10 protein-coding genes and 1 tRNA gene are annotated in these 12,290 nt (G+C 62.9%); all 11 read left to right on the top strand.

The genetic code is table 11. The features are described 5' to 3' along the window. Nucleotides 1-157: 157 nt before the first annotated feature. The 11 genes from AC2FML_RS07535 to AC2FML_RS07485 all read left to right on the top strand — a co-directional run bounded on the left by AC2FML_RS07535 (nt 158) and on the right by AC2FML_RS07485 (nt 12,287). On the top strand, nt 158-1,177 hold the full coding sequence (locus tag AC2FML_RS07535) for a TRAP transporter substrate-binding protein (protein WP_170405156.1): 1,020 nt from the start codon (nt 158-160) through the stop codon (nt 1,175-1,177). A 56-nt stretch (nt 1,178-1,233) separates the two neighbouring features. Next, a complete protein-coding gene (locus tag AC2FML_RS07530; protein WP_170357007.1) occupies nt 1,234-1,740 on the top strand; it encodes a TRAP transporter small permease in 507 nt (168 codons plus the stop codon). Beyond that, entirely contained in the window at nt 1,737-3,089 is a 1,353-nt protein-coding gene (locus AC2FML_RS07525; RefSeq protein WP_170441412.1) for a TRAP transporter large permease, read from the top strand. Before AC2FML_RS07530 ends, AC2FML_RS07525 begins: the two co-directional genes overlap by 4 nt. 43 nt (nt 3,090-3,132) lie before the next feature. Next, a complete protein-coding gene (paaZ, locus tag AC2FML_RS07520; RefSeq protein WP_496782644.1) occupies nt 3,133-5,163 on the top strand; it encodes a phenylacetic acid degradation bifunctional protein PaaZ in 2,031 nt (676 codons plus the stop codon). 51 nt (nt 5,164-5,214) lie between these two features. Beyond that, entirely contained in the window at nt 5,215-6,015 is an 801-nt protein-coding gene (locus AC2FML_RS07515; RefSeq protein ID WP_496736108.1) for a PaaX family transcriptional regulator C-terminal domain-containing protein, read from the top strand. Nucleotides 6,016-6,087: 72 nt separating this feature from the next. Beyond that, complete coding sequence (locus AC2FML_RS07510) at nt 6,088-7,569, top strand: flavin-containing monooxygenase (protein ID WP_496782642.1); 1,482 nt, start codon at nt 6,088-6,090, stop codon at nt 7,567-7,569. After that, the gene (locus AC2FML_RS07505; RefSeq protein ID WP_496782640.1) at nt 7,566-8,540 is read left to right on the top strand and encodes an alpha/beta fold hydrolase; all 975 of its coding nucleotides are present in this window, start codon (nt 7,566-7,568) and stop codon (nt 8,538-8,540) included. The genes AC2FML_RS07510 and AC2FML_RS07505 overlap by 4 nt, the downstream gene beginning before the upstream one ends. 71 nt (nt 8,541-8,611) lie before the next feature. Then, nucleotides 8,612-8,688, top strand: a tRNA-Met gene (locus AC2FML_RS07500). Nucleotides 8,689-9,014: 326 nt separating this feature from the next. Continuing rightward, on the top strand, nt 9,015-10,298 hold the full coding sequence (locus tag AC2FML_RS07495; RefSeq protein WP_496782638.1) for a metal-dependent hydrolase family protein: 1,284 nt from the start codon (nt 9,015-9,017) through the stop codon (nt 10,296-10,298). 4 nt (nt 10,299-10,302) lie between these two features. Further along, the gene (locus AC2FML_RS07490; protein ID WP_496782637.1) at nt 10,303-11,109 is read left to right on the top strand and encodes a DUF3299 domain-containing protein; all 807 of its coding nucleotides are present in this window, start codon (nt 10,303-10,305) and stop codon (nt 11,107-11,109) included. Continuing rightward, nucleotides 11,106-12,287 (top strand): carbohydrate porin, encoded by a 1,182-nt coding sequence (locus AC2FML_RS07485; protein ID WP_496782635.1) that lies wholly within the window; start codon nt 11,106-11,108, stop codon nt 12,285-12,287. Before AC2FML_RS07490 ends, AC2FML_RS07485 begins: the two co-directional genes overlap by 4 nt. Nucleotides 12,288-12,290: the final 3 nt, after the last annotated feature.

Below are 12,290 nucleotides of genomic sequence, written 5' to 3'. Positions count from 1 at the left end.
GCTTTGCATTCGTTTCGATATTCTTCTTGCATTAACCGAACGGTTGGTCAATAAATTTCTCCGACGAAGCGCCGAATCCGGGCTTTCGGCCGGTTGATGGTTACAAAAAGGACCATTAACGCATTTGTGACTCATGTTTTGGAGGAGGAAACCAGTCATGAAACTCAACGGGATCAAAACGCTGTTGGCGACGGCTGCCTTGGCAGTGTCTGGCAGCGTGGCATTTGCGGCGGATTACACCCTGACGATTTCCAGCTGGGCGCCGCCCACCCACGGGATCAACGCCAAGATGTGGCCCAAATTTGTCGAGATGGTCGAAGAGGCCACCGACGGCAAGGTGACTGCCGAGTTGAAGCTGGGCATCGCCCCGCCCCCGGCCCAGGTGGACCTGATCATGGATGGCGCGGCGGATGCGTCGATCATCTTCCACGGCTATCAGCCGGGCCGCTTCGTGACGACCAAGCTGATCGAACTGCCGGGCTATGAAGGCTCGGCCGAGGCCGCCTCGGTCGCCTATTGGCGCGCTTACGACAAATACCTGAAGGCCGCCGACGAACACCGCGGCGTCAAGGTCATTGCCCTGCACACCCACGGCCCCGCCCAGCTGCACACAAGCAGCCCGGTGACCTCGATGGACCAGATCTCGGGCCTCAAAGTGCGGATCCCCGGTGGCGTCGGTGGCGATGTGGGCACCGCACTGGGCGCGACCGGCATCCAGGTTCCGGCCCCCAAGGTCTATGAGACGTTGGCCTCGAAGGCCGCCGACGGTGTGGTCATGCCGTTCGAATCCCGCAAGGGCTTCAAGCTGACCGAAGTGGCCCCGAACGTCTATGAGATGCCGGGCGGCCTGTATCGCGGGTCGTTTGCCTTCATCATGAACGAGGACACCTTCGCCGACCTGCCCGAGGACATCCAGAAAGCGCTGGAAGAAAACGTGTTCGGCGAACCGCTGAGCCGCGAAATCGGCAAGATCTGGGACGAGATCGACGCCATCGGCCGTGAAGCGACCCAAAGCACCGAGGGCAATGCGATCCACGAAGCCGCTGCCGAGGACATGGAGAAGTTCTCGACGATCGCCGAGGACGTGCGCGCCAAGGTTATTGCCGAAGTCAACGAAGCCGGCGTCGATGCGCAAGCCGCCTATGACATGATCAAGTCGGAAATGTCCTCGAACTGATCCCTGATGCGGGGCGGCACTGGCCGCCCCCACCCAGCCCCTTCCGGAGCCACCCGATGACCCCTCTCATCCAGCTTGTACGGCGCGCCAGCGTCCTGCCGGTGATCGTCGCCTGCACGGCCCTGTTCATCCTGATGGTGATGACCTTCTGCGACGTGATCCTGCGGTCGGTCTTCAACGCGCCGATCGAGGCCGCCACTGAACTGACGCGCATCCTGATGGCGATTCTGGTGTTCTCGGTGCTGCCCATCATCTCGGTCACCAACGGGCATATCGCCGTGGACCTGACCGACGGTATCTTTCACCGCCTGCGGCTCAGCCGCCTGCGTGATGCTGTGATCTACATCCTCAGCGGCGCCATGCTGTATTGGCCGGTCCAGCGCGTGTGGATTCTGGCCGAACGCGCCCGCGACTATGGTGATGTCACCGAATACCTCAGCATCCCGACATACCTCGTCGGCTGGTTCATCACTGCGTCGGTGGCGATCACCGCCGTGGTGATGATCATCACCGGACTGCTGCACCTGTTTGCCCCCAAGACCCTGACGGAATCCACTCAATGACCGCTGCCCTCATCGGATTTGCCCTTGTCCTGATCCTGGTGCTGATGCGCCTGCCCATCGTCTTTGCCATGGGGCTGGTCGGCACGTTGGGCTTTGCCTATGAACGCGGCGGCTCGATCTTTGACGAGCGCGGGCTGAAGGCCGCGATGTCGATGGTTGGCCGCCAGATCACCGATACCGCGCAGGATTACGGCCTGTCGGTCGTGCCGCTGTTCATCCTGATGGGCCTGTTCGTCAACAAGGGCGGCATGGCGCGCGAGCTTTATGCGGTTTCCAATGCCTTTCTGGGCCATATGCGCGGCGGCATCGCCATGGCGACAGTCGCGGCCTGCGGCGGGTTCTCGGCGATCTGCGGATCGTCGCTGGCCACCGCCGCGACCATGTCCAAAGTCGCGATGCCGCAAATGCGCCGTTATGGGTATTCCGACGAACTCTCAACCGCCTCGATCGCCGCAGGCGGCACGCTGGGCATCCTGATCCCGCCCTCGGTCATTCTGGTCATCTACGGGCTGCTGACCGAAACCTCGATCGGCAAGCTGTTCATGGCCGGCATCATCCCCGGCATTCTGGGCATCCTGTTCTACCTGTTGGCCGTGCGCTGGACCGTGTGGCGCAACCCGGAGGCCGGCCCGGCCGGTGAACGCGCCAGCTGGGGCGAGCGCATCAGCGCGCTGGGGTCCGTCTGGGCGGTGCTTCTGCTGTTCTTCCTGGTGATCGGCGGGCTGTATGGCGTGTTCGATTTCGAACCGCTGAACCTGACCTTTTCGCCGACCGAGGCCGCAGGCATGGGCGCCGCCGGCGCCTTTCTGATCGCGCTGTTCCGCGGTGGGCTGACCGTGGGATCGACCTTTGAGGTGCTGAAGGAAACCTGCTTTACCGCAGCCGCGCTGTTCGCGGTGCTGATCGGTGCGCAGATCTTTTCGAACTTCATCAACCTGGCCGGTCTGCCCGAGGCGCTGATCGCCATGGTCACCGCTTATGACGTGGCGCCGTTCGTGGTGATCCTCATGATCCTCGGCATCTACATCATCCTGGGCTGCGTGTTCGAATCCCTGTCGATGCTGCTGCTGACGGTTCCGATCTTTTTCCCGCTGGTGACCTCGCTGGGCTATGACCCGATCTGGTTCGGCATCGTCGTGGTGGTGGTCACCGAGATTTCGCTGATCACCCCGCCGGTGGGCCTGAACGTGTTCATCCTGAAAGGCGTGGTGGGCGATGTCTCGACCGGCACGATCTTTCGCGGCGTGACCCCGTTCTGGGTGGCCGACATCTTCCGCCTGGCGCTGATCGTTCTGGTTCCGATCGTGGTTCTGTACTTGCCGCAACAGATGGGCGCGCTGGGTCACTGAGCACATTTCGCCGCGCATTGCGGCCCCAATACAGGAGCATTTCATGTCTCTGAAACAGATTTCCAGCTTCGCCGCAGGCCAGTGGGTTGCGCCCGGCGCCGGGGCCCGCACCATCGCCTCGGCCATCACCGGAGAGCCCTTCGCCACCGCCGGCAACGATGCGCTGGACGTGCAGGCGATGCTGGCCCATGCCCGCGACGTGGGCGGGCCCGCCCTGCGCCGGCTGACTTTCCATGAGCGCGCCAAGATGCTCAAGGCGCTGGCGCAGGCGCTGTCGGAACGCAAACAGGCGCTCTATGACCTGAGTTTTGAAACCGGCGCCACGCAGAAGGATCATCTGATCGACATCGATGGCGGTATCGGAACCATGTTCGTCTTTGCCTCGAAAGGGCGGCGCGAGATGCCCGACGGCCATGTCTATCTGGATGGCGATGTCGAGCAGCTGTCGCGGAACGGCACCTTCCTGGGCCAGCATGTCTGCACCCCGCTGCAGGGTGTCGCGGTGCATATCAACGCCTTCAATTTCCCGGTCTGGGGCATGCTGGAGAAACTGGCCCCCACCCTGCTGGCCGGGGTTCCGGCGATCGTGAAACCCGCCACCAACAGCTGCTATGTCACCGAATTGGCCGTGCGGATCATGCTGGACAGCGGCATCCTGCCCGACGGCGCACTGCAGCTGGTCTCGGGCGGGCTGGGCGACATGCTGGATCACCTGACCTGTCAGGACGTGGTCAGCTTTACCGGATCGGCCGACACCGCAATGAAGCTGCGGCAGAACCCGGTGATCGTAACCAACTCGGTGCGGTTCGTGGCCGAGCAGGACAGCCTCAACGCCTCGATCCTGGGCCCCGACGCGGCACCCGGCGCGCCCGAGTTCGACCTGTTCGTCAAGGAAGTCGTGCGCGAGATGACGACGAAAGCCGGGCAGAAATGCACCGCCATCCGCCGCATCATCGCTCCGCAGGCGCAGGTCGAGCCGCTGATCGCGGCGATCTCGGCCAAGCTGGCGCAGACCACGATCGGCGATCCGCGGCTGGCCTCCACGCGCATGGGCGCGCTGGTCTCGAACGGGCAGAAGGCCGACGTTCTGGCCAAGGCTCGCCTCATCGGGCAAGAGGCCGAACGCGTGTTCGGCGACCCAGATGCCTTCGAGGTGGTCGGCGCCGATGCCGAAAAGGGCGCCTTCGTCGCTCCGATGCTGTTTCACTGCGCCGATCCCGACGCCGCCCGGCACGTGCATGACACCGAGGCGTTCGGCCCGGTCTCGACCATCATGGGCTATCGCGATCTGGACCACGCCATCGCGCTGGCCAATCGCGGCCAGGGGTCGCTGGTCACCTCGCTGATCACCCATGACCCCGAGGTCGCGCGCCAGGTAGTGATGGGCGCGGCCGCCTTCAACGGGCGGATCTATATCAACGACCGCGACTCGATGCAGGAATCCACCGGCCATGGCTCGCCCCTGCCGCACATGGTCCATGGCGGCCCCGGCCGCGCCGGCGGCGGTGAAGAGATGGGCGGCGTGCGCGGCGTGAAACACTACATGCAGCGCACGGCCCTGCAGGGCTCGCCCCGGATGCTGGCGACGATCGGCCGGAAATGGATCCCCGGCGCGCCCGAGATCCAAGGCCCCGCGCATCCCTTCACCCGCAAGTTCACGGACCTGCAGATCGGCGAGACGCTGCACACGGCGCCCCGAACCATCACGCAGGACGACATCGAACACTTCGCCCATTTCACCGGCGACACATTCTATGCCCACATGGACGAGGACGCGGCGGCCAGAAACCCGTTCTTTCCGGGCCGGGTGGCGCATGGCTATCTGCTGCTGAGTTTTGCCGCCGGCCTGTTCGTCGAGCCGAACGAAGGGCCGGTGCTGGCCAATACCGGACTGGACGGCCTGCGCTTCATGAAGCCGGTCGTGGCCGGCGACAGAATCAAGGTCCGACTGACGGTCAAGCAAAAGACCCGCCGCACCGACGACTATGGCGAGGTGCGCTGGCACGTGACCCTGACCAATCAGGATGACGAGAAGGTCGCCGAATACGAACTGCTGACCATGAACGCCTACTGAGCGCACGGCAAAGTGTTTTTCTTGCACCGTCGGGCCGGATAGACTGGGCGCATGACCAACGCGCATCCGTGGTTCACCCAGGCCGTGGCCGAACTGGCCGACCCGCAGAATCAGCGGGTCTGGTCGATCATCGTGTCGCTGTTCGGCGACATGGCGCAGGAGCGCGGCGCCAAGATATCGGGCGGGGCGCTAGGCCGCATCATCGAGCCGATGGGCATCAAGCCCGAGGCGATCCGCGTGGCCCTGCACCGTCTGCGCAAGGATGGCTGGATCGAAAGCGACCGGGTCGGGCGCGTTTCGATGCACTTCCTGACCGAATATGGCCGCACGCAATCGGCCCGGGTCACCCCGCGCATCTATGCGCGTGACCCTGCGCCGGATACACCGCTGCACCTGCTGATCGCCGAAGATGGCACCGGCACCCGGCTGCTGGAAGACATCCTGCTCAGCCACGATTACACGCCGATCGGCCGCAACGCCGCGTTGGGATCGGGGGCACCGCCCGTGGACCAGGACGAACTGCTGATCCTTGAGGTCACCGCCCGCTCGGTCCCGCGCTGGGTGCATGAAAAGCTGTTTCCGCCCGAATTGCGCACGGCATGCCGGTCCCTGCACGAGGCCGTGCGCCACGTGTCCCAAGGCCGCCCGGCCAGTTGGGAGCCCACGCCCTGTCAGATCGCCACCCTGCGCACGTTGATCGTGCACCGGTGGCGGCGCGTCGTTTTGCGCCTGCCCGACCTGCCCGACGGATTCTGCCCGCCGGACTGGACTGGACCGGCCTGTCGTGCGCAGGTGTTCCGCCTGCTGGATCAACTGCCGCGCCCCCTGCCCGACGATCTGAACCAAGACTGACCCACCGGCAGGTTTTCCTGAAACGCAGTTTGACCCTATCCTGACCTTGTACCTTTGGGAGGAGGTGCAGACATGACCCACGACACTGACATGCTGATCGTAGGGGCCGGGTTCTCGGGACTGATCATGGCGATCGAGGCCCGCAAACGCGGCATCCACAACATCGCGATCCTTGAAAAGGCCGACGACATCGGCGGCACATGGCGAGAGAACACTTATCCCGGCGTGGCCTGCGATGTGCCCTCGCACCTGTATTCGATGGCCACCCATCCGAACCCGGACTGGACCCGCGCCTATGCAGGCGGGGCCGAAATCTGGGACTACATGCGCCGCGTTGCGCGTGACGAAGGGCTATACGATCTGTGCCATTTCCACACCGAACTGAAGTCGGCCCAGTGGGACGGCACGCATTGGCAGGTCGAGACGACCGGAGGCGCGCAATGGACGGCACGGTTCCTGGTGTCGGCCATCGGCGCCCTGCACATCCCCAGCATTCCCGAAATCCCAGGAGCAGCGGGCTTTCAGGGTCCGGCATTCCACTCGGCCAAATGGGACCACACGGTGCCGCTGCAGGGCAAACGCATAGCAGTTGTCGGCACCGGCGCATCCGCCGTTCAGTTCGTGCCGGAAATCGCCAAAACCGCCGCCCATGTCACCATCTTCCAACGCAGCGCGCCTTACGTTCTGCCACGCCCCGACGGGCCGATTGCGCCCTGGGTCCGGCACCTCTATCGCCGCATTCCGCTGCTGCCGCGCATCCGCAGGCAGTTCATCTACTGGCTGTTCGAATTCCGCCACCGGGTATTTCGCGGCGAAAAACGCGCGGTCGACTTTGCCATGAAGATGTGGCGAAAAGGGCTGGAGGAGGCCATATCCGACCCCGAAATGCGCCGCATTCTGACACCGAACTACCGGATCGGATGCAAGCGCGTCCTCAGCTCGAACGACTGGTACCCGGCGCTGGCCCGCGACAATGTCAGCGTGATCCCGCATGGGGTCGAGCGGATCGAGGGGACCGAGATTATTGCGACCGACGGCAGTCGGACGGCGGCCGACATTCTGATCTGGGGCACCGGTTTCCACGTGACGGACGCGGTCCAAAGGCTGGACATCCGCGGCGCGAACGGGCTGAGCCTGCAGGAGGCCTGGGCCGACGGCATGCAGGCCAATCTGGGCACCGCCATTGCCGGGTTTCCCAACTTTTTCATCCTGCTGGGGCCGCATACCGGGCTGGGCCACAACTCGGTCGTTCTGATGATCGAAGCACAAGTCGCCCATATCGGCCGGGTGCTGGAGGAGATGCGGCGCGCGGGTCTGCCCGCGATTGCTCCAAATGCTGACCGGCAGGCCGACTTCACCCGTGAAATGCAGGAGCGTCATACTGACAGTGTCTGGCAGGCCGGCGGATGCACTTCGTGGTATCAGGACGCACAGGGGCGCAATACGACGCTGTGGCCCGGCACCGTTTCGGAATTCCGCAAACGTCTGGCGAAGGCCGGGCTCGAGCATTACCATCCCGTTGATCCCGCCCAGACCAAAGGACCGCCGACATGACCACCCTGCTGACCATTGCGCTGATCATCGGCGCCGCGTTGATCCTGATGCATCTTTGGACCCGGCGCCTGACGCGGATGGGAGCCCAATCCGTGCCTCAGCCCGGGCAGATCCTGCCGATGAACGGCGGTTCGATCCATTATGTCGAACAGGGCGATCCAGAGAAGCCGACGGTGGTTCTGATCCACGGGCTGACCGGCCAGTTGCAGCACTTCACCTATGCCATGACCGACCTTCTGGCCGACGACTTTCACGTCATCGCGGTTGACCGGCCCGGGTGCGGGTATTCGACCCGCGACCACGCGCGGCTGGCCACCCTGCCGGAACAGGCCCGGATGGTCCACGAATTCCTCGAAGCCAAGGGCGTATCGCAGGCCATTCTGGTCGGACACTCGCTCGGGGGCGCGGTGTCGCTCGCCATGGCGCTGGACAATCCTGAGCGGGTTCGGGCGCTGGCCCTGCTGGCCCCGCTCACACATCGGGTACCCAGCACACCCGCCATCTTCAAGGCGTTGGAGATCCGGACCGAATGGCTGCGCAGCCTGATCGCCAACACGATCGCTGTTCCCTTGGCGAAAACCACGGCGCCGCATGTGATCGGCGAGGCGTTCGCCCCTGAACCGGCCCCGAGTGATTTCCTGAACCGCGCCGGTGGCGCCTTGGGGCTGCGCCCGTCAGCCTATATCACCGGATCGCAGGATCTGGCGGGCGTGGACGCCAGCATCGATGCCCAATCCCAACGCTACCACGAACTGAAGGTAGGGGGCGGCATCCTGTACGGGGCCGAAGATCCGATCCTGTCACCCAGCCAGCAAGGCGCACCGATGGTGGAATACGGGCTGAGCTTTGAACAGCTCGAGAACCGCGGCCACATGATCCCCCTGACCGCGCCCGAGGCCTGCGCAGAGTTCGTCCGCCGCATGGCCAACGCTTCGCAATCGCCGTCGAAACCCGCCAACACGGCCGGATGAAGAATCCCGCAATTTCGTGGCATTTCCCTCTTGACCCTCTTCGGCCCCTCCCTTAAATCGCCTCTCACCGTGGCGGAGTAGCTCAGTTGGTTAGAGCAGCGGAATCATAATCCGCGTGTCGGGGGTTCAAGTCCCTCCTCCGCTACCACTTCCCTGAAATCCTCGAGTTTGGCCTTGGGCCGCGCCCGCTGAGCCAGTCGCGGTTATCATCGACGGCGCCAATGCCCTCATGCCACCCGTCTGCATCAAGCGGATCGGACAAACGGCCTGTTCCCCCTCCAATGATCAACCCCGAAGGTTTGACTTTTGATCGCCGGCCCCATCATATTCAAATCTAGGATAATGACAGCCAAACAGGCACAAACGGGAGGAACAGTGATGAAACGTCTATACCTTGGAGTGGTCTGTGCCCTCAGTCTCGCTTGGCCGGCGGCGGCCTAGGATGAAAAACCAGCTCAAACACTGTTCACCAACGTGCATGTCTTCGACGGCACAAGCGAGCAACGCATCGAAAACGCCAGTGTGCTGGTCGAAGGGAATCTGATCAAAACGGTTTCGACCGAAGCGATCGACGCCCCAGACGCCACGGTGATCGACGGCGAGGGGCGCACACTGACACCCGGGTTCATCGAGAACCATGCGCATCTCATGTTGATGGGGCCAAGTCTCAGCGCCATGGAAGCCAATTCGACATGGGAGGATTTCGGAATCCATGCGACGCGGATGGCCGAAATGTATCTGATGCAGGGGTTCACGACGGTCAGGGATGCCGGCGGGGCCAATGGTGGACTTCGACGGGCTATCGACTCGGGTCAGATTCCCGGGCCACGCTATTATCCGTCGGGAGCCTTTCTAAGCACGCGTGGAGGCCACGCCGACTTTGGCAACTTCACCGCACCTCCGGGGACGGACACCAATTTCAGCCGCCTGAACATGGCACAGGAAATCAGCGGCGTTGACGACGTTTACAAATTCGGACGCAACAACTTCCGGATGGGCGCGACGCAGCTCAAATTCATGCAATCGGGCGGTGTCGTTTCGGCCTTCGACCCTTGGCAGATGCTGGCCGGATCGCCAGAGGAGATCAAGGCCGCCGTGCAGGTCGCGAATGAATATGGCAGCTATGTCATGGCGCATTCCTATCGGAAGGAAGCAATTCTGGGTGCGCTCGACGCGGGTGTGATGTCCATCGAACACGGATTTTCGTTCGACTGCGAAATCGCTGAAAAGATGAACGAAATGGGCGCGTATATCACGACCAATCTCACAGCGTTCGATCCCGGCCTTCTGGATATTCCGGCGGTCAAGAACCAACCTTCGAGCCTTGCCAAGGCAATCTCGGCTTCGGCGACGTTCGAGAACTACATCCCGAACATGAAGGAATGCCCGGTCAAGCGCGGGTTCCAGACAGATTGCGTGGGCACAGTCGAGGCCTGCAACATCCAGATCGCGTATGAAAAACACCTGAACAACGAATTCTTCGGTCCCTATCAATCAATGGTCACACTGACCTCGATCGGAGGCGAGATCGCCCAGTTGTCCGGCGATTTCACCAATCCCTACACCGCCGGTAAGCTTGGAGTGATCGAGGAAGGCGCTTATGCAGACATTCTGCTGATCGACGGCAACCCGCTCGAAGATTTCTCGGTCGTGGGTACAGGCGATCAGTGGTTCGGTGCGGATCCGCGGCCTGACAGCCCCGAGACCATCCGCCTGATCATGAAGGATGGCGTGATCTACAAAAATACGCTCAACTAGGGCCATGATGAAGATTCGCGGCCGGGACCGCCATGACAAGCCCGCTTTTCTGAACTCCGTCGGAACTCTGCTGATTGCGGCGACGCTCAGCTTGGGTACGGGCGCGCCCACTTGGGCCGGCCTCTCGGTTGGTTGGGACGATCTGCCTGACCCGACCGTTCAGACCTTTGAGGACCCCTATCGCGACCTCAGCCCCGAACAGTTCGACGACGTCCTGTTCGTCGTTCGGCTGCGTGGCCGGCTGCAGCAGGATGTCGGAACGGACGAGGACCGCCAGAAGTGGCAGGAGCTTCTGCACGAGACCGAGGATGCGCTAGCCGCAGGCGGTGTCGACGTGGACTGGTTGCTGGGTCAACGCCAGGTCGTGACCGAACGCAGGGAAAAAGCAGCCACGCTTGGCAACCCCTTGTATGACGGGCAAGAGGTCACGCTGTCCGGTTTCGCCATTCCGGCTCCTGCGGACGCGGACGGGCGATCCGTTGTCTATCTGGTGCCCGAACGGGGCATGTGCAGTCATATGCCGCCGCCGCCGCCGAACCAGATGATCCGTGTGATGCTGGATGCCGACTGGGTTCCCAGCTATGTCCACGAACCCGTCCGCCTGACGGGACGTCTGACGATTTCGCCGACCGATCACCAGATGGTCGTGGTCGACGGGCTGATGCCGATGCGCGCCACGTTCCAATTGGAGGCAGACAAGGTCGAGACGCTCCAGAACCGCACCGACGGGCTGGAGTGGAGCGAGGACGCGACAGATCTTCTTCGGGCCGCGGGGCGGCGCAAAACCGGTGGTCAGGCGGCCTCGGAATGATCCGGCGGATTGCGCTGGTGCTGGCGGCCCTTGTCTGGGCTTCGGGTGCGGTCGCTCAGGGATTGTCAGGTCCCTCGTCGGTGAATGCCGAGCTCGACCCCAGAGACGGCTTGACCGATCCGCAATTCCGGTCGGATTTTCCACGCAATATCGCGCCTGGATGGTTTGCCTGGAAGGATCGTCTGGCCGAAGACGGGTTCCGTTTCAACATTGACTATCTCGCCCTTGGGCAAACGACGGATGCCGACCTGGGCACCGGCGAAGCCGCCAGCGGAATTGCCCGTTTCTATGGCAGCTGGCAGGCAACCGAACAGGGTACGTTGACCTTCAAGGTCGAACACCGGCACAGCTATACCGATGTCGCTCCGCAGTTTCTGGGCCTGGACGGAGGCGCGCTTTCGATCACAGGAACAGCCTTCAACGACACGGGTTTGCTGCTGACGAACCTGTTCTGGTCACAGCGCGCCGCGGACGGGTCGTGGACGCTGCAATTCGGTCAGATCGACGTGACCGACTTCGTCGACATCTATGGCCTTGTCAGTCCCTATAGCGGTTTCCAGAACCTGTCGTTCAACACCAATCCGACGATAAACGCCCCCAACCCCGGGCTGGGTCTTGCCGGGGGCGTGCGGCTGGGCAGCAATTTCTATGCTGTGGCCAGTGTCGCTGACGCAAACGCCGATCCGTCCGATCCGAACTTCGACGTTTTCAGCGACGGCAACCTCTTCAAATCGCTCGAACTGGGGTACACGTCGGGCTTTGATCGGATCTATTTCGACAACATCCATCTGACACTTTGGCACGCGGATGCAGCCGATGACGGAAGCCGGGCCGAAGACTATGGCGCGGCCTTCTCCGCCGCGTGGTTCGTGGGCAACCAATGGATGCCGTTCCTGCGCGCCGGCGCGGCAAAGGGAACGGCGGCGCTGTATGATCGGTCCCTGTCAGCCGGCATCGGGTACTACGGCCGGAACACCGATCTGGCTGGGCTGGGGCTGAACTGGGCCGAAGCCCGTGGCATCGACGGCGATCAGTTCACCCTCGAAGCTTTCTACCGTTTTTCGATTTCGCCCGGCTTGCAGATCACGCCGTCGGTGCAGTTCATCTCGAACCCACTGCTGAACCCCGGCCAGGACAGCGTGGCCCTGTTCGGCCTTCGGACAAGGCTCGTGTTCTGACGC

Source organism: Ruegeria sp. BHSC029, assembly GCF_059613085.1.
The sequence above is the reverse complement of the archived record's forward strand: the minus strand, read 5'-3'. Positions and strand labels throughout refer to the sequence as shown.